General features: G+C 31.4%; 16 protein-coding genes. 2 read left to right on the top strand and 14 right to left on the bottom strand.

Annotation, left to right across the window (positions count from 1 at the left end; all coding sequences use genetic code 11):
• Nucleotides 1-12: 12 nt before the first annotated feature.
• From PP176A_RS14605 to PP176A_RS14545, 13 genes are all read right to left on the bottom strand, one after another.
• Nucleotides 13-939 carry a phosphotransferase family protein gene (locus PP176A_RS14605; RefSeq protein WP_071141207.1) on the bottom strand — a complete coding sequence of 309 codons (927 nt, stop codon included), beginning with the start codon at nt 937-939 and terminating at the stop codon, nt 13-15.
• 88 nt (nt 940-1027) lie between these two features.
• Nucleotides 1028-1507, bottom strand: coding sequence for a 23S rRNA (pseudouridine(1915)-N(3))-methyltransferase RlmH (rlmH, locus tag PP176A_RS14600; RefSeq protein WP_071141206.1), 480 nt, complete (start codon nt 1505-1507; stop codon nt 1028-1030).
• Nucleotides 1508-1514: 7 nt separating this feature from the next.
• On the bottom strand, nt 1515-2273 hold the full coding sequence (gene surE, locus PP176A_RS14595) for a 5'/3'-nucleotidase SurE (protein ID WP_071141205.1): 759 nt from the start codon (nt 2271-2273) through the stop codon (nt 1515-1517).
• A gap of 185 nt (nt 2274-2458) precedes the next feature.
• Entirely contained in the window at nt 2459-2626 is a 168-nt protein-coding gene (locus tag PP176A_RS14590) for a CxxH/CxxC protein (RefSeq protein WP_071141230.1), read from the bottom strand.
• A gap of 77 nt (nt 2627-2703) precedes the next feature.
• Nucleotides 2704-3873: a serine protease HtrA gene (gene htrA, locus PP176A_RS14585; RefSeq protein ID WP_071141204.1), complete on the bottom strand. Its 1170-nt coding sequence runs from the start codon at nt 3871-3873 to the stop codon at nt 2704-2706.
• A gap of 16 nt (nt 3874-3889) precedes the next feature.
• Entirely contained in the window at nt 3890-4684 is a 795-nt protein-coding gene (locus PP176A_RS14580) for an MBL fold metallo-hydrolase (RefSeq protein WP_200796178.1), read from the bottom strand.
• 15 nt (nt 4685-4699) lie between these two features.
• Nucleotides 4700-5950, bottom strand: coding sequence for a UDP-N-acetylglucosamine 1-carboxyvinyltransferase (locus PP176A_RS14575; RefSeq protein ID WP_071141203.1), 1251 nt, complete (start codon nt 5948-5950; stop codon nt 4700-4702).
• A 136-nt stretch (nt 5951-6086) separates the two neighbouring features.
• Entirely contained in the window at nt 6087-6932 is an 846-nt protein-coding gene (gene yycI, locus PP176A_RS14570) for a two-component system regulatory protein YycI (RefSeq protein WP_071141202.1), read from the bottom strand.
• A 17-nt stretch (nt 6933-6949) separates the two neighbouring features.
• Entirely contained in the window at nt 6950-8389 is a 1440-nt protein-coding gene (locus PP176A_RS14565; RefSeq protein ID WP_071141201.1) for a YycH family regulatory protein, read from the bottom strand.
• Between the two features lie 24 nt (nt 8390-8413).
• Nucleotides 8414-8941 carry a hypothetical protein gene (locus PP176A_RS14560; RefSeq protein ID WP_071141200.1) on the bottom strand — a complete coding sequence of 176 codons (528 nt, stop codon included), beginning with the start codon at nt 8939-8941 and terminating at the stop codon, nt 8414-8416.
• Between the two features lie 92 nt (nt 8942-9033).
• The gene (locus PP176A_RS14555) at nt 9034-10842 is read right to left on the bottom strand and encodes a HAMP domain-containing sensor histidine kinase (protein WP_071141199.1); all 1809 of its coding nucleotides are present in this window, start codon (nt 10840-10842) and stop codon (nt 9034-9036) included.
• A gap of 3 nt (nt 10843-10845) precedes the next feature.
• Complete coding sequence (locus PP176A_RS14550; protein ID WP_071141198.1) at nt 10846-11538, bottom strand: response regulator; 693 nt, start codon at nt 11536-11538, stop codon at nt 10846-10848.
• A gap of 30 nt (nt 11539-11568) precedes the next feature.
• Nucleotides 11569-12366, bottom strand: a complete 798-nt coding sequence (locus PP176A_RS14545; RefSeq protein ID WP_071141197.1) for a peptidase MA family metallohydrolase — start codon at nt 12364-12366, stop codon at nt 11569-11571.
• Nucleotides 12367-12692: 326 nt separating this feature from the next.
• Between PP176A_RS14545 and PP176A_RS14540 the strand changes: the two genes are divergently transcribed.
• Together PP176A_RS14540 and PP176A_RS14535 are read left to right on the top strand one after the other, a co-directional pair.
• Nucleotides 12693-15395, top strand: a complete 2703-nt coding sequence (locus PP176A_RS14540; protein WP_071141196.1) for a calcium-translocating P-type ATPase, SERCA-type — start codon at nt 12693-12695, stop codon at nt 15393-15395.
• A gap of 215 nt (nt 15396-15610) precedes the next feature.
• The gene (locus PP176A_RS14535; protein ID WP_071141195.1) at nt 15611-16912 is read left to right on the top strand and encodes a S8 family peptidase; all 1302 of its coding nucleotides are present in this window, start codon (nt 15611-15613) and stop codon (nt 16910-16912) included.
• A 237-nt stretch (nt 16913-17149) separates the two neighbouring features.
• Here the strand turns inward: PP176A_RS14535 and PP176A_RS16670 are convergent, their stop codons facing one another.
• Nucleotides 17150-18679, bottom strand: a complete 1530-nt coding sequence (locus PP176A_RS16670; RefSeq protein ID WP_071141194.1) for a peptidoglycan DD-metalloendopeptidase family protein — start codon at nt 18677-18679, stop codon at nt 17150-17152.
• Nucleotides 18680-18969 lie beyond the last annotated feature (290 nt).

Genomic DNA, 18969 nt, shown 5'->3' with positions numbered 1-18969 from the left:
TTTTTTGCTTTCCTATAAAGTTCTATTTATTAAATCCGTTAAAACATTTTTAGCTAAATTATAATAATCCGGTGCACTTTTAAATGCCCAACTACTTACTTCCAAACATAATGCTAAAAGATAATATATATTCTTTTCATAAAAATTCTTAGTTACTTTCCTATGACTTGTATATCCATTCAAATAGCTGTTCTTAGAACTTTTAAAATAATTATAAATCAACATCCTGGCCAAATCAGATTCGGGATCATTAGGATAGCTCATCTCAAAATCTACTATACCACTTATTTCCCATGTGTTTTTACTATTTTTTTTTACTAAAATATTTCTTTCACTAAAATCATTATGGCATAAAGAAAAAGATGTAGGCTCATCGATATATCTTTCAAAATCGATTAATTTATTATAGGATTCCTTGAATAATTCTGTATCAGGATGATTTTTCGATATTGTTCTTTCGGCATATTTTCTATTTTTATCAATTGTAAACTCTCTGTAAGAAGAACCTCTATTTAAAATTCTTTGGTTAATATCCCAATCTCCGAAATAGCTCAATCTGCACATCTCATGATAATAGGCCTGGTATTCTCCAAGTTGATATAATAAGTTTTCATTCTGAATCTCATTCATTTCTTCTAATACATTTTCCAACGTTTGTCCCTCAAGCCTTGTCATCATAACCCAAGGTTTCCCATCGCTACTTATTCCATACCTTTTGACTATTGGTGTCATTAATGTCTTTGACTCCATATATTTTAATGAGGCTATTTCCCTTTCCCATCTCTCTTTTTTGCCGTATAACTTTAGTATGATATTATAATCCGGCAAAAGCATCACTTTATTCCGACCAAGTTCATCATTTCCCAAGGATATGTAGTTCTTCTTCCCTTTTAAAACTTCTTTTATCAAGTTTTCATTAAGTTCATCTATATTCTTCATATGTAACAATCCTCTCGTAATTGTTCATCAAAAATAAAAAACAAATTAAAATAAAATTGTTAATATTTTTTCATCAGCAAAATTTAGTTCATTTATGGTAAACTTCCCCTTTGCTTATTTTCATTCCTCTATATATTTGTTCCAATAATATTAGCCTCATCAATTGATGAGGAAATGTCATCTTAGAAAAAGAAAGTTTAAAGTCGCTTTTCTCCAGCACTTTTTCAGATAAGCCCAAAGAACCTCCTATAATAAATATAATGCTGCTCTTACCATCCGATAAGATATCATCGATTTTCTTCGAAAATTCTTCACTGGAAATATTTTGCCCTTGTATTGCTAAAGAAATTATATAGGAACTATTTGAAATTTTATTTAATATTCTATCGCCTTCTCTGTCTTTAATTGCTTTTATTTCCTTCTCACTTAACTTTTTAGGTATTTTCTCATCATCTATTTCCGTTATCTTAAGATTACAGTATCCAGAAAGGCGTTTAGAATATTCTTGAATGCCTTCTTGAAGAAATTTTTCTCTGACTTTACCCACTGCTATTATTTGTATATTCATATTTCTCTTAAAACCAGCTTTCTACTTCTCCCAATAATCCAAAGTTAGTTAAATCATAAGTAATGGGAGTAACCGTCACATAGCCTTCTTTTACGTAGTATCTGTCCGTATCGTTGCCTATACTTGATTTCTTCTCATCTCTTCCTTCAGTTTGGATAACAAATTTTTCTTCATTTTCGTCCTTTTCTTCAACATAATAATCATAAATAACTCCACCAATTCTGCAAACCTTTATTCCTTTAATTTTCTCATCTTCAATATTAGGAGTATTAATATTTAAGACTAAATTATGCTCAATCAATCTATCTCCTATATTCCTAATTATTCTACTTGTGTATTTTGCCGCTGCTTGAAAGTTACCATGGTTATCTTTAACCTGCGCAGATGTCGCAATAGAGGGAATTTTATACATATTAGCTTCAATGGCAGCAGAAACCGTGCCGGAATAAAGAACATCCGCGCCTAAATTAACTCCTACGTTAATTCCCGAAACAACCAAATCCAAAGGATCTTTAACTATTTTATCCAAGGCTACTCTCACGCAGTCAGCCGGAGTACCAGATATAGTATAAGTTTCTGATTTAATTCCTTCAATTTTTACTCTCTTCACAACAATAGGCTTTCTCAAAGTTATAGAATGACCCGAAGCACTTCTCTGATCATCGGGTGCAACTATGGTCAACTCATATTCTTTCTCCAATTCCTTGGCCAATGTTTGAATTCCTTCAGCATTAATTCCATCATCATTAACTAAAAGCAATCTCATATTTTTCCTCCTTGATATTAATTACTATACCTAATAATTTATCACGAAATTCACAATTTTATTATAACCCATAGGGAAAATCTATTCTACCTTAATATAAACTATACTAATATAATACTAAACTTTTATTATAATGTCCAAAATAAAAAATAAAGCTCCATCATTTTAAGATGGAGTTACTATCTTTATACCACCAGATATTTAGGCAGTCTGTCGCAATAATAACAAGCATGGGGACTTTGCCAGTCCGTAAAACTGACTTTATCAAGTTCGTATATGTCAGGAGATTGTTCATAAATTTCAATAAACTCATCTATGGCAATTTCTAAATGCTCATTACATACTACGTACACAAAATCATCTCCCATCCTTCATTATTATATTTAGAAAAGTCTCCTTCGTCTCACTCTTAGAATCAAATTTTAATAATCTATTTTAACTTAGTAAACTTTATCTCTTTTTTTATTTCTTTTCCATCTCTTATTATTGTAAGAGTAGCTTTATCATTTTTTTTATATTTATACAATAGCTTTCTCAATTGATTCATGTTTTCTACAGTTTGATTATCTATTTTTATAAGCACATCTCCATTTTTCAGTCCTGCTTTGCTCCCTGGAGAGTTAGAGGATACTTCTAATATTATTAGACCCGAATCCACATTTAAATCTATTCCCAGCTGATTTTCATATCTCTCTACCTCAACTCCCGTTATTCCCATATAAACTGTCTGGTAATCACCTTCCTTAATTACCTCTTCAAGTATAGGTTTGGCTAAATTTATCGGAAGAGAAAAACCCAGACCCTCTGCGGTTTGAATTTTAGCTGTATTTATTCCAATTACTTCTCCCTTTTCATTAAGAAGAGGCCCTCCACTGTTCCCAGGATTAATAGATGCATCTGTCTGTATCAAATCTTCAATTACAGTAGATGAATCAACTTTAATAGTTCTATGAAGACCACTTATTATTCCTGAAGTTACAGTTCTTTGAAAATCTAAACCTAAGGGATTTCCTATGGCAACTGCCAATTGTCCTACCTCTAAATTATCAGAGTCCCCTAAAGTTGCTTCCGGCAGTCCTGTAGCATTAACCTTTAATATGGCAAGGTCCAAGGATGGATCATACCATAATACATTTCCAGACTGTTTATCGCCATTTTCAAATAGCACCGTTATTTTTTTAGCTTGGCCGTCTCCTATAACATGAGAATTGGTAAGTATATATCCGTTGCTGTTAATAATTATCCCTGAACCTATCCCTTCAACTTCTCTTGCCCAAAAAAAGTCTCTTACTACTTCAACTGTGGTAATTCCCACTACACTATCCATGCCTTTCTTAACAACAGCACTTACTGGGGTTATATCATAATCAGGCGTAATATTCACATTCTGAGGAACGCTTATATTTTGTTGAGCTTTATAGATATCAGGAACAGGAATTATATTCCCATACAAATAATTAGGTGCAATATATGCGGTAATTACTCCTCCTATAACGGCTGCAATTAAAGCCACAACAAAATAAGAAAAAAATCCCCCTCTTCTGGGCGGTTTTCTATTATATCCTGAGTAATATCTAATGGGGGAGTCTCTATCATCCATTAATTTGCCTCCTTTATCACAAATTATATACCTTAGTTGTTCTGTCTCTGTAAGTAAGATCCAAAATAATATCTTTATGTATATTTATTCCCGTACTTTCTATTATATTTTTAACAGTATTATAAGCTAATAAAGGAATATTATTCTCCTTGCTTAAATGTCCGAGAAGCACAACCTCCCTTTCTCCCTTCAAAACCTCCTTAAGAGTAATCCCTGCCGCTTCATTTGAAAGATGGCCTTTCTTACTTAGAATTCTTTGTTTCAACGGCCAAGGATATTTTCCTTCCTTTAGCATCTTTATATCATGATTTGATTCGATTAGATATAACTGAGAATCCCTGATTTTTTCTTTCATATTATCATTTACCCATCCCGTATCTGTAATAATACTTATTTTTGTTTTTTTATTATATATACAATAGCCTACAGGATCTACGGCATCATGAGATGTGGAAAATGTACAAAAATCCAAATCCTTCAGTTGAAATTCCTCTCCCGTTTCAAATACCTTTATATTTTCATCTTTTAGTTTTCCTAATTCCCCATCCATAGAAATCCACGTTTTCTCGTTGGCATATATGGGAATGTCATATCTCCTTGATAATATTCCTATTCCTTTTATATGGTCAACGTGTTCATGGGTCACAAATATACAATCAATAGTACTGGGGTTGACTCCAATTGAAGAAAGGAGCTCTTCGATCCTTTTTCCGCTGAAACCTGCATCTATAAGAATTCTTAAATTTTCAGTCTCAACATATTGGCAATTTCCGCTGCTGCCACTAGAAAGAGAACAAAATTTTATACTCATAATTTTTCCTCCAAGTTAACCTTCCTTAATATCTGCGCCTAAATTCAGTAATTTATCTATAATATCCTCATATCCTCTTTCTATGTGATATGCCTTATTTATTTCAGTAACTCCATTAGCGGATAATGCTGCTACTATTAGTGCTGCTCCTCCCCTTAAATCTTTGGCTTCCACGCGAGTTCCCATAAGGTTTTCAACACCTTTTATGACAGCAATTCTACCGTCTACCAATATATTTGCTCCCATTCTTTTCAGTTCATCTACAAATTTAAATCTTCCGTCAAATATAGTTTCCGTAACTACGCTGGTTCCTTTTGTCTTTGAAAGAAGAGCAGACATCAGTTGCTGCAAATCAGTAGGAAATCCCGGATATGGCAATGTTTTAATATCAACACTCCTTAATTTCTTATTTACAGTAACTCTAATAGATTCTCCATATTCCGTTACTTCTACCCCCATTTCTCTCAGCTTTGCCGTTACCGGTTCTAAATGCTTTGGAATAACATTATTTACAATTATATCTCCCTCTGTGGCAACTCCCATAATCATATACGAACCTGCTTCTATCTGATCCGGAATTACGGAATAATTACATCCCTTAAGCCTTTCTACTCCTACTATTTTAATAATATCCGTTCCTGCTCCTATTATTTTCCCTCCGCAAGCATTTATAAAATTAGCAACATCTACTATATGAGGCTCTCTTGCTGCATTTTCAATAATGGTTATTCCTTCTGCTAATGTTGCTGCCATCATAATATTAATGGTAGCTCCAACACTTACTACATCTAAGTATATTCTATTCCCTCTTAATTTATCAGCCTTACATTTTATAATTCCATGATCTATTTCAACTGTAGCGCCAAGAGCTTCAAATCCTTTAATATGCTGATCAATAGGTCTCACCCCTATATCACAGCCTCCCGGATATAATACTTCGGATTCTTTAAACCTTCCCAATCCCGCTCCTAAAAGGTAATAGGACGCTCTCATTTTTCTATTGATATCATCTGTTAATTTGCATTTTTCTATATTAGTTGTATCTATCTCCATAGCACCTTTTTCGATTAATTTTACCTTTGCCCCAATCTTAATCAATATCTCTTTTAAACAATCCACGTCTCGAATCATAGGTAAATTTTCAATTATGCATTTGTCTTTAGTCAGAATCGTCGCTACCATAATAGGTAAAGCTGCATTCTTAAAACCGCTTATATTAACTGTACCTCTTAATTTATTTCCACCTTTTATGATTATCTTTTTCATAAAGTTAAAACCCACTTTCTTATAAGGAATATTGTTAATTGACTAATAACATTATTATATCTCTTAAGAACAATAAAATCTACAAAAAGTTAAAAGCATTTTCTCGAAGAAAATGCTTAAAAATTCTCATCTCTTTTTAATATTCATCCAATATGACCTCATTACCGTCACTGAATTGAATTCTCCATGCAGGTACTGCCTTTCCTTGTTTGGTTTTTTCCGGTTCATCTACTTCCTTATGTTTTACAGGATCAAAATAATAGCAAAGAGATATATCGTCTATAGTTTTTCCATAAATATTTTCCATAGTAAGCAATGTAAGTATTGCTTTAGGGGCAGTGCTTATATAAATTTTGTTCTCTGAAAGCTTCTCTTCATTAAGCCAAAGTCTTTCAAATCTTTTAACTCCCCTTTTATCTATCTGAAAATTAGTATATGATTTTTCTATATATATTCCGTTGTAAACCTTAGAATATTCTAAAAAAAATACTCCATTACTTTCTTTTTGAAAAGTCAATTTCATATCATCCTTAGAGAACCCTTTTTCTTCTAAAAATTTCTTGCTGATATAAATTGCCTCTTCTTTATCTAAAGAAGGATACTTCTCCTCTTCATCATCATTTAAGTATAAAATATTTTTCCCATCCGTAACAATAAGTTTTTCCTTTCCTTTCTCAAACAAAACTACCCCTTCGTTTACAGTAACACCTTCTGCCGTGTTGTTAAAAAAACTTTTGTTTAAATCCCCCGGAGTTCTTTGTTCATATTCCACAGTCATTATACCTAAAGAAGGTATTTCTTTAGGTATAGCGGTATTTAAAGTGATATCCTTCTCCTTTAACAATTTTGCTACGTCTGTTATAAAATCTTCTTTTAGCGTAGGCTCATCTATTCTTTGGCTATTGAACAGTGCATATCCTAAAACAATATTCGTAACTATAAAAGCTATTATTAATATAGTTTTCGCCTTTGACCAGTCCATTTTTACTCACCATCCACCTACTCCTTAGAAAATTTCTCATAAACCACTTGACCTGTATAAACATCAAAAGCATAAATTCTTCCGCTTATTTTTATTACCCAAACCGCTGTAAGTTTTTCTCCCCTTTCAGCCTTACATGGATCTAAATAAGCTAAATATACATCATCTATGGAATTCATAATTTTTATATTTAAATTCTCTTCTATTTTGTTTTTTGTTTTTAAATCATTATCTTCTATATATTTTCCTTCTATATAAGAATAATTTAAATCCAAAACATCAAAAGCAGAGAGCATTTTGTGATCTGATTTAGAACTTGAGACAGATATATTCATATCCTTTCTGATTAAACTCTTATACGTTCTTACATAATCATTAAAAACTTCCATATAAATAAAACCATTCATATCATCTTTTTCTAACAAAACAGGATAACCTTTTAATTTGTATTTAAATGTAAAACCATAGCCCGAATTCCCATCAGATTTTATCTCGTTAACTTTAGAGAGATAAATGCCCTTTGGAGAAGATACATGAGCAGAAATAAAATCTGCCGCTGAGTTTAAACTTATATATAAATTTCTTTTCTTAACCGTCTTTTCTAAAGGACAAAAATATTCAAGAACTCCATCTTTATAGATCTTCAAAAATTTTTGATTATCTATATATATCATGGAGCCATTATCTTCTGTTATTTCCCTTATGTAATCAATATTTTTGTTAAAAAATCCCTCTACAATATTTTTTATTTCTTCTTCGTCTTCAATATTTATTTCATTTTCTACATACAATACAGGTAATTCATTGATCATCTCATAAGGCATATATATATTATTATCTATCTCTAAAGTATCTCTCATAGAATAATAATAAGTATAATCTTTGTTTTGCTCAACTCCATTAAATAATTCCCTTAAGTTTTTCATCTCAATATTAAAGTTATAAATTTTAAAATAATTACCGTCTTTACCTAAGATAATAAAAGGAGAATTTTTTTCCATACTCAAATATATACTGTTAACTTCTTCTACATTTTCTGTAATATCATTAGGTTTGTTTATATCCAATACCTTTGCCAATATATAAACATTTATATCTTCGGGGAAATAGAAAACCAAGGACCTTTTATTAAAATCAGAAACATATTCCTCATCAGATACCTTTACAATTTCAAAATTTTCAGAAGATAAGACCTGCTTTAATATTTCTTTGGAACTTGCCCATAATTTATATTCCTCATCAGAATAAAAAACAGTATGGTTTTTTTTATTAAAATTCAAAACATATTTAGTGGGATTTAGCATATCAGGAAAAATATAATTAACTTTTGCCGATTCGTCACTTTTAAAAGAAGATACAAAATTTTCAGGAACAGTTATCCATAATTTCCGAGTGAAAAAAAGGCTCATACAAACTAATGACGCAAGGAGAAGAGTTTTAAGTCTCTCTTTTATCATATAATCATCTCCTGATATTATGACTTACTTTCCCTGAACTATAATATCAGTTATATTTTCCCCACCGATCTTTTCTAAAGATTCTGCTGCCTGAGAAACATCGCTTACGTAAATTATTTTTTCTACTTTATGGTCTGAATCTATTTTAAAGGTAACAATTATTTTGTTAACCCCTAATATTAAATCCAATTGTTTACTAAAAAGGCCCATATCTCCGACTTTAATAGTATCACTAAATAAAGATACATAATCCTTATCCTCTGGTAATTTATTCAAATTAAAGTTCTTTCTGGTCAAATCTGTAGTAGCCAGAACCTTTATCTCCACAGTGGTTCCTGCGGGAGCTTTCCCAGATAAAAGCACTACTTTCTCGGTAGTCGCAAAAGAATTTTCTTTAGGCTCAATTACTTGATAATTATGAACTTGCTGGTTGGATTTTGCTTCTATTATAATATTATTATTCGTATCTATTCCACTTGCCATTACTACTACATTCATTGAAAGTATTCCTATTAAAATTAATATACTTACTATTGATTTCTTTATCATCATTTTTTACCTCCCTTGCATCAATTTTATTTCACTATCGTTTTAATTATAAAATAATAGTATTACAATTGTATTACAGCCTAATTAAAATTGAATTACACATCTTTATTTAATGGTAATATTATATCTACTTCCGTTCCTTCTTTATATTTGCTTTTTAATATAATGTTCCCCTTATGTTCTTCTATTATTTGCTTAGCAATGGAAAGTCCCAATCCTGTTCCTCCCAATTCCCTGCTTCTTGCCTTATCTACTCTGTAAAACCTTTCAAATATTCTTTTTTGATCCTCGTCAGGTATCCCTATTCCATTGTCTTTAACGCTTATAATTACTTTATCATTTTCCTGTCTCGCTTTAATTCTAATTTCCCCATTATTAGGAGTATATTTTATGGAATTTGACAGCACATTCAATATTACCTGTTCAATGCCGTCTTTATCAGCAACAATATCTGATATATCTTTTTCAATATCAATCGAAAGAGTATGACCTTTATCCTCAATCAAAGGTTCTAATTTTAGACAGACATCATCTATTACCTTTTTAACAGATAAATTAACTTTCTTCCATTTTGTTTTGTTATAATCAAGATTTGATAATTGAAGTAAATCGCTTACAATCCTTGCCATCCTATCACATTCATTATCTATTACAGAAAAAAATTTATTAGAAAGCTCTCTGTCTAAATCATAACCATTCATTAAAGTTTCCGTATAGCTTTTAATAGTAGTGATAGGAGTCTTTAATTCATGAGAAACATTTGCCACAAATTCCTTCCTCATATTATCTAATTTATGTTCTTTAGTTATGTCTTGAAACACTATAATCAATCCTGCAATATTATTTTTTTCATTTTTAAAGGGAGCATATCCCATTTTATATACTTCATCATGTATTTCAATTATTTTATCGCCTTCAATTTTATCGGTTTTTCCTTTCTCAAACATTTTAATACTTATTTTATCTTCAGGAAAAGGTATTGTTTTTTTAGAATCCTGAATATCATCATAATTTAACCCCAAAACTTTAGATGCTATAGGATTGACATGGATTATATTTCCGTCTGTATCTATTGCCACTACCCCATCTGTCATATATTTAAGTATGGTGTTCAGTTTACTTCTTTCTACATCCATTTCTTCAATAGTTGATTTAAGTTTCAATGTTAAATAATTAAACATATTAGCAAGTTGTCCTATCTCATCATCGGATTTAACTTGAACAAATTGTTCAAAATCTCCCTTAGCCATCTTTTCTGCCTTCACAGTAACATCCTTAATGGGTCCTGTGATACTGTTTGCTATTAAAAATCCTAAAAATATCGTTATTCCTAATGCAAGAAGGGTAGCATTAGTCAAAATAGTCTTAAACTCATCTATCGTTTGATATACATCTGACAAATCACTGGTCATATATAATATTCCTTTGACTTTACCCACTTCATTAAACACAGGATAAGCAATATGCTTTGTTTTGATATTCTCATTAAAATCGGTTTTTAATCCTTCATTCTTCTTCCCATCTAATGCCTTAAGTATTAATGTTGGATCAAGGGATTTATACGATAATGCGTTTTGAACATTTGCCGTATCATAGTTTTTAGATGTAGATGCAATTATAGTCGGTACATCTGCATTATTTATTACATATAAAGTTTCCCTTCCGTCTAATCTCCATTCATTGATAGTCTTTTGAATTTCTCCTCTTACACTTGTCCAATCATCTTCTGTAATATAGCTGGAAGCTGAAATAATTGTTTCTATATGCTGGTTCATAGTGTCAGTAATATGTTCCAGTTGCTTGGTTTCGGTTCTTTGAATTATAAATACTGCTACTATAACCATAGCAATAAATACCAATAAAAAATATACTAATATAAATTTCCATTTAATGCTTGAAAACATTTATTAGCCCCTCCTGAAGTAGTATCCTATCCCTCGTTTTGTAAGTATATATTTATAATCTCCATTTCCATCCTCTATTTTTTCTCGCAATCTCCTCACCGTTACATCAACAGTTCGTATGTCCCCATAATATTCATATCCCCAGACCTCTTGCAAAAGTTGCTCTCTCGAAAATACCTGTTCACTTCGTTGAGCTAAAAATTTTAATAGTTCAAATTCTCTTAGGGTTAAATCTAAAACTTTCCCATTTTTTTGAACTTCATATTTGTTTAAATCTATATATAAATCTCCGGATACAATAATTTCTCCCCCGTTTCCTTCGCTACTTGAAAAATCAACTCTTCTTAGATTTGCTTTAACCCTAGCTATAAATTCTCTCATACTAAATGGCTTTGTAATATAATCGTCTGCCCCCAATTCGAGGCCCAATACCTTGTCCACTTCTTCTTCTTTAGCGGTAAGCATAAGAACAGGTGTTTTTAAATCCTTCCTTATTTCCTTCAATACCTGAAATCCGTCCTTCTTTGGAAGCATAATATCTAATACTATCAAATCAGGGCCACGTTTATATGCTTTATCTACTGCCTCTTCTCCATCATAGGCTGTTTCTACCAAAAATCCTTCTTTCTCTAAATTAAATTTTAAAATATCCGCAATACTTTTTTCATCATCAACTACCAATATCTTTCTACTCATTAAAATCACTCCAAATTATCAATATTTAAGTTATTCTATATCTTTGATATTAACTTTAAGAACAGTATTAACCGAAGAATTAATATTGTGCCCCTGGGAGAGATCGTCTAACAAGGCATTAAGTTTATCAAATCCGTAATTATCTATTATATCTTTTAATACTTCATAAGATTTTCTGTAAGCAATTTTTTGATCTATTCCTTCAAAGTTTTTATTTAAATCCTCTAATGTAATTCCTTTTGTTTGACCTTTCCCCATTTCCCATGAAAACCCTATAGTTGCCTTCTCCATATAAAGAGCAATTCCCTCTGTAAGCCATTCAGGATAATTTCCCTTGGTCTTACCGTCTATTATAAAATGAACAAACTCATGAACTGCAGGAGTATTTTCTCTATATATATCCTCCATATTCTCTCGTTCATCAATCCATGCTCTTGGAGAAAGAATACTTATTATTCCGCAGGTATATGCTCCTACCGGGGGCTGCCCCTTATTTAAGCCTATTATATCCATCAGCGTTTTCCCATCTTCATAAATAATCACCGTAACCCTCTCCTGAGGATAATACTCGAACTGCTTACAAATATAATTATAATTTTCTTCTAAAATTTCCCCTGTAGTTTTTGCCCATTCACTGTCTGATTCTTTAAATTTAATATTAAAATTTTTTGTATATAAAACGTTATATTCTTCCGTTCTTCTAAGTATCTTTTCACTTATAGCCATTTTCGTTAGAGGATAAAACCATATTTTAAAATAGCTGTTGCAAATGAAAACAAGAAACATAAATATTAAAAAAACCGAAGTATAAAACAGAACTTTCTTCAATGGAAATTCCCCTTTATTTATCATATTATTAAAAAATTTATATATATTATTGAAATATCCAATTAAATAATATATAATAGTTAAAGAGGGGAGTAGCTTAAATCAATCAGTCGTCAATACGGTTAAAACCCGGCTAATTGTCCTACTTTATTAGGTAGCAAGACCTTTGTTTAAATAAATTTTCCGTTTGAACAAAGGTCTTTTTATATGCTCTTATATAGATTTTATCAGTTTATTCAAAAAGGTTCAACCATATTCCACAAACTGTTATATTTAATCTTCTCTCACCAAAACTATACTATATTATATTAGAAAGGGATGAATTTATGAACTGGTACAAGGAAAGTATCGAAAGTACCCTGGAAAAATTGGATACTGATCGATACAAAGGATTAAGCGAAGAAGAAAGTAAAAAGAGAATAGAAAAATACGGTTTAAACGAACTAAAAGAAAAAGATAAAAAAAGCTTTCTATCCAAGTTAATCGCTCAATTTAATGATTTTTTAGTTATTATATTAATTGTTGCCAGTATTGTATCTATGCTGGTAGGTGAAAAAACAGACGCATTAATAATAATTGCTATAGTTATTGTCAATGCCATATTAGGTCTGGTGCAAGAAGGAAAGGCAGAAAAGTCATTAGAAGCTCTTAAAAAGATGGCTTCTCCTTACGGAAAAGTATTAAGAGATGGACATGTCATCCATATTCCTTCAAATAAAATTGTTCCCGGCGATGTTGTTCTTCTTGAAGCCGGAGATATTATTCCCGCTGATTTGAGACTTATAGAAAGTTATAATCTCAAAGTTGAAGAAGCTTCCCTTACAGGAGAATCCGTTCCTGTAGATAAGGATGGGGAGAAAGTTATATCTGAAGATGCCGGCATCGGAGACAGAACAAATACAGCCTATATGAGTACAGTAGTAACTTATGGAAGAGGAAAAGGTATAGTAGTGGGAACAGGAGAAAATACAGAAATAGGAAAAATCGCTACAATGATACAAACCTATGAGGAAGAAGCAACTCCTCTACAGAAAAAACTGAATCAATTGGGTAAATATTTAGGAATGGGATGTATAGTTATATGTGCATTAGTATTTTTAATGGGAATAATTGAGGGAGAAAACATCTTAGATATGTTTATGGTCTCCGTCAGTTTGGCTGTCGCAGCTATTCCTGAAGGACTTCCTGCAGTAGTAACCATAGTCCTTGCATTGGGAATGAACAAAATGGTTAAAAGGAATGCTATAGTAAAAAGGCTCCTTGCAGTGGAAACCTTAGGGTGTACTACAACTATATGTTCAGATAAGACAGGTACTTTGACTCAAAATGAAATGACCGTAGTAAAAACTTATACCATTAATAATTTAACTTCTGTAACAGGTAAGGGATATGCTCCTGAAGGAGAATTTATATCCGAAAAAGCTAAAATTGTTCCTCAGGAAAATAAAGATTTAAATTTACTTTTATCTATCAATGTTTTATGTAACGATGCTACCCTTGAATTGTCTCAGGATAATATCTATAAAATAGTAGGTGATCCAACAGAAGGGGCATTGGTTACTCTTGCTGAGAAAGGTAATCTCAAAAAGAAAGACATGATGGATAAATATCCCAGAATAGCAGAAATACCTTTTGATTCAGATAGGAAGATGATGACTACATTCCATGAAAATTATCCTATTGGAAAGATAGTATCCTTCACAAAGGGTGCTCCCGACATAATTGTTGACAGGTGTAATAGGGTTTATATAAATGGAGAAATCAGACCTTTAACGGAGGAAATCAAAAAAAATATACTTGAAATGAACAATTCTTTTTCAAGAGATGCATTAAGAGTCTTAGCTTCCAGTTGCAATATTTATGATGAACTCCCCAAGGATTTAAGCTCAGAAAATATAGAAAATAACTTGATATTTGTAGGTCTGGTTGGAATGATCGATCCGCCGAGAAATGAAGCTATAGAATCCATTAAATCATGTAAAAATGCCGGAATTAACACCATAATGATTACGGGGGACTATAAGGAAACTGCCTTTGCAGTGGCTAAAGAACTGGGATTGGCTGAAAATATAGAAGAAGCTGTAACAGGTGAAGATCTAAATAAAATGACTGATGAAGAATTAAAAGAAAAAGTAAAAAATATTAAAATATATGCCAGGGTTTCGCCTGAACATAAAGTAAGAATAGTTAATGCTTTAAAAAGTAATGGAGAAATTGTTGCTATGACCGGAGACGGAGTAAATGATGCATTGGCTCTTAAAAAAGCCGATATTGGAGTTTCCATGGGAATTACAGGAACCGACGTAGCAAAAAACACAGCGGATGTTATACTTACTGATGATAATTTTGCAAGTATCGTTTCAGCAGTAGAGGAAGGAAGAATAATATACTCTAATATTAGAAAATTCGTCTTCTTTCTGTTATCCTGTAATATTGGTGAAATACTCATAGTATTCTTAAGCCTATTATTTAATGTTCCTGTACCTCTAATTCCTATACAGCTTTTGTGGCTAAATTTAGTTACCGATAGCTTCCCTGCATTAGCATTGGGAGTAGAAAGAGGAGAACCGGATATAATGAACAATTCTCCAAGAGATCCTAAAGAGTCTATACTGAATAAGTCCATGATTGTAGGAATTGCAATTCAAAGTATAGCTATAACTGTTGCAGTACTTTTAGCATACAGATGGGGGTTAAAAATTTATGGATATGACAATTTAATTATGCCAAGAACCATAGCCTTTACAACTCTTATACTTTCCGAACTGATAAGGTCATTTTCAAGCAGGTCAGAAAGATATACCCTGTTTAAAATAGGTTTCTTTACAAATAAGACCATAATATATGCAAATTTGATTTCTTTATTACTTCTGTTTGTAGTATTATATATCCCATTCTTGCAGACTGTATTTAAAATTGATACAATGGCTTGGAGAGAATGGAGTGTTGTATTAAGATTCTGTCTTATACCTATTATAGCCGGAGAATTAAATAAAGTCGCATTAAAAAGTATACATCAAAAAAATTAATTAACTTTAAGCCAATGAATAAAAATTTCATTGGCTTATTTTTTATACTTTATATAGGAATTACACTCCGCTTAATATAATTTATTAAGCTGATTTTAAAAGGGCTATTTAATTTATTTTTTTATACATTTTTATTTTTTTATTATCATATTATCAAGTAAAAGCACATTTTATTTTTTTCAGCATAAATTAGAACAAGGAAGGTGATTCTAATTATGGAAAAAACGAATAAACCTAAACTTTGTCCTATATTGAGCGCAAAAATATCATCTCAGTCGATAGAAAAGCTGCCTGTTATAATTCAGATGAAAGACAATAATGCTGATAATATAAACAATTTGGCTTATGGACTGGAAGGTGAGAAGAAGAAAGAATTGCCCTTGATTAAGGGAATTGCATGTAATTTAACCACAGACCTTATATACAAATTAGCGGAAGACCCAAATATTGAGTATATAAGTTTTGATTCAAAAGTTTTTGCTCTTCTTGATGTTGCTACAAAATCAATAGATTCTAAATATCCCCATGACCAAGGATATTTAGGTCAAGGAATCACTATTGCCGTAGTAGATACAGGGGTTGCTCCTCACAACGATTTAATTAAACCTAATAACAGAATTGTTGGCTTTAAGGATTTTGTGAACAATAAAACCACCCCTTATGATGATAATGGTCATGGAACCCATGTTTCCGGTATATTAGCAGGCAATGGATATTCTTCGCAAAAAAAATATCAAGGTGTCGCCCCTGAAGCATCCATATTAGGAGTAAAGGTTCTGGATGAAAGCGGAAGTGGAAATACTTCCGATATAATCGATGCAATTTCCTGGATAATAAAAACAAAGAATGAATATAATACAAAAATAATAAATTTATCTTTAGGTAGCCCTGCAAATAATCCATGTTCCTCAGATCCTCTTTGTAAAGCCGTAGAGCAAGCTGTAAATAATGGAATATGCGTTGTTGTCGCAGCAGGAAATAGTGGTCCTGCCTCTAAAACCATATTATCCCCTGGAATAAGTCCTAACGTCATTACGGTAGGAGCCATGAATGATAGACGAACTTCTGGTACTCCTAAAAATACTATACCCTCTTTCTCAAGCAGAGGGCCTACAAAAGAAGGGTTAAATAAACCCGATCTTGTAGCTCCGGGAGTAAATATAATGTCTTTATCAAATACACGTCTTGATGGATATATTTCCTTAAGCGGAACCAGTATGGCAACTCCTCTTGTATCTGGAAGTATAGCTTTGATACTGCAAAAACAAAAAAATTTATCTCCTAAAGAAATCAAAAATATACTTATGGATTCTTGTGTTGATTTAAAAGATAATCAAGAAAATCAAGGCTCTGGAATGGTCAATTTAAAGAAAATATTTCATTCTTCGCAGGAAAATAATCTCGAAAATTCATTAGAAAAGGAAACTCCTTTTTCTAATTATCCTCACAAAGACAATTTTACAGAAAAAATTATCATTTTATTGATAATATTCTTACTTCTTGACAGGAATGTTTAAAGGCGCATAAATATTGGTACGGTATGAGTTGAGATATTAGGGATGAACCCTTAATACCTCAGCTTTTTTCATTAAATCTACATTCAGAAAACAGCCTAAAGATAAAAAAATGAAATTCATTAGGTCAAGTATAAATCAGGGTAAATAAGGCTTTCCTATGGGTTATAATAACAAAAGGACACAGGATAACTTGTTTATCCCGTGTCCGCTCTTTAAAAAAACTCAAAGCTTTCTTTTTTAATTTAAATAATTCAAAGGATTTTTATTAACCCCATTTTTAAGTACTTCAAAATGTAAATGAGGTCCGGTAGTTCTTCCTGTACTTCCTACCTGGGCAATTTTTTGTCCTTTATAAACTTTATCACCCTTTTTAACAAGTAATTTACTACAATGCCCATATTTTGTTATATAACCGTTTCCGTGATTTATTATAATCAAATTACCATAATCACCACTATAACCACTAAAGGTAACTTTTCCCCCATCAGCAGCAACAATAGAAGTTCCAGTCTTAGCTGCTAAGTCTACTCCTTTGTGCATTCTTCCATTTCTCATACCATACCTTGAAGAAATAAATCCTCTTGTAGGTAATCGGAATACCCCCGTCGCTATAGTCTTAGGAACTTCTTTTGTACCTTTAACTATTACTTCATCCAATGGTTTTTCTATTACTTCTTCTTTTATTATTTTCTTTTCTACTTCTACTCCGTTATGTTTTATAATTTGTGCTACAACTTGGCTCTTTCCTTCTTTTCCTTCTACCTTTGTCTTCTTTTCATTTTTATACATAGAACTATTTAATTCTATCTTTGTATCATAGTTTAAACTTTCAGTATAGTTCACCTCTTCTACTGTAACTGCCGTAAGAAGGGGTTTTGGAACTATCAAATTAACTTTATCGCCTGGGTAAACTTTTTCCGGATCAACGCCAGGATTTGCCTTTATCAAATTATCAACAGTCATATTATACTCTTTAGCTATAGTCCAATAGCTCTCTCCAGCTTCTACTATATGTTCTTTAACCTCATCCGTTCCCTTCTCTATAACAGCCAAAACTTCATCTTCGGTTTTTATCTGAGGCATAAATGTCATAACTTTAGTAGTCTTCACATTTTCCAACAAATTAATTTTTTCAATATTGGAATTTTCATTCTTTGCATTATTGAAGCTTTCTTTAAATCTCTTTATAATATTTTCTGCTTCCTGTTTTGATTTTAAAACTCCTACTTCTTTTTCATTAATTAATAGAGCATACCCTCCGACAAGAAAAGTTAACTTAGAATTTATAGCCTTTCTTAGATCATCATGAGAACTTAATTCTTTATCCTTTGAATGGACATTTTGAAAATCCAAATCTTTATTTATCAGCACATCCATATTATATGTATTTTGAAGTTTATTCTGGATTTCATTCATTATATCCGAAACTTCTTCTTTTGTTCTAACTGTTCCTATTTTATCCTCTCCCAAATATACTGCATAAGCTCTTGTCCTCACTTCATTGATCTTATAAATTGTTAATCCAAAAGTTGAAATGACAATTACCATAAAAATAGGAAGAACTTTTTTTAAACTAATATGTCTTATATTAAATTTTCTTTTCAAATCGTCTTTAAACTTAATATTATTTGTTCTATCTTTTAAATTATTAACACTACCTGAAATCTTATTTATCGTTAAGTTCTTTAGTCCTTTCAACTTATCAAGAAAAAATATCCATTTTTCTTTAAGGATATTACTATCTTTAAATCTATTAGGATCTTCCACATCAATCTCCTTCCCTGCATTTTATTTTTGAAACTATTTTGTAAACTATTTGTAACTCATTTGTAATAATATAATTATTATACCAACACTTTTAAAATTATTCAATACTAAAAATGAAAAGCATGTCTTAAATAATATTATATTCAATATAAAAGTTATTATTCTCTGAACACCACAGCATATAATGCTAACATTAGCAATTTTTCGTAATTAATAAACTAAGGAAACCTTTGTTGAAATCCATTTTAGATCAAATGCAAATTAAGGTAAATTAGATTTTCTTACAGGTT

This window comes from Sporanaerobacter sp. PP17-6a, from assembly GCF_900095615.1.
Lineage (GTDB): Bacteria > Bacillota > Clostridia > Tissierellales > Acidilutibacteraceae > Acidilutibacter > Acidilutibacter cellobiosedens.
The sequence above is the reverse complement of the archived record's forward strand: the minus strand, read 5'-3'. Positions and strand labels throughout refer to the sequence as shown.

What these genes read in the sequence shown, in the direction of transcription:
- PP176A_RS14565 (WP_071141201.1), bottom strand. Translation starts at nt 8,389, where the DNA reads ATGATAAAAGAGAGACTTAAAACTCTTCTCCTTGCGTCATTAGTTTGT.
- PP176A_RS14605 (WP_071141207.1), bottom strand. Translation starts at nt 939, where the DNA reads ATGAAGAATATAGATGAACTTAATGAAAACTTGATAAAAGAAGTTTTA.
- PP176A_RS14555 (WP_071141199.1), bottom strand. Translation starts at nt 10,842, where the DNA reads ATGTTTTCAAGCATTAAATGGAAATTTATATTAGTATATTTTTTATTG.
- PP176A_RS14550 (WP_071141198.1), bottom strand. Translation starts at nt 11,538, where the DNA reads ATGAGTAGAAAGATATTGGTAGTTGATGATGAAAAAAGTATTGCGGAT.
- surE (WP_071141205.1), bottom strand. Translation starts at nt 2,273, where the DNA reads ATGAGATTGCTTTTAGTTAATGATGATGGAATTAATGCTGAAGGAATT.
- rlmH (WP_071141206.1), bottom strand. Translation starts at nt 1,507, where the DNA reads ATGAATATACAAATAATAGCAGTGGGTAAAGTCAGAGAAAAATTTCTT.
- PP176A_RS14535 (WP_071141195.1), top strand. Translation starts at nt 15,611, where the DNA reads ATGGAAAAAACGAATAAACCTAAACTTTGTCCTATATTGAGCGCAAAA.
- PP176A_RS14580 (WP_200796178.1), bottom strand. Translation starts at nt 4,684, where the DNA reads ATGAGTATAAAATTTTGTTCTCTTTCTAGTGGCAGCAGCGGAAATTGC.
- yycI (WP_071141202.1), bottom strand. Translation starts at nt 6,932, where the DNA reads ATGGACTGGTCAAAGGCGAAAACTATATTAATAATAGCTTTTATAGTT.
- PP176A_RS14560 (WP_071141200.1), bottom strand. Translation starts at nt 8,941, where the DNA reads ATGATGATAAAGAAATCAATAGTAAGTATATTAATTTTAATAGGAATA.
- PP176A_RS14540 (WP_071141196.1), top strand. Translation starts at nt 12,693, where the DNA reads ATGAACTGGTACAAGGAAAGTATCGAAAGTACCCTGGAAAAATTGGAT.
- htrA (WP_071141204.1), bottom strand. Translation starts at nt 3,873, where the DNA reads ATGGATGATAGAGACTCCCCCATTAGATATTACTCAGGATATAATAGA.
- PP176A_RS14575 (WP_071141203.1), bottom strand. Translation starts at nt 5,950, where the DNA reads ATGAAAAAGATAATCATAAAAGGTGGAAATAAATTAAGAGGTACAGTT.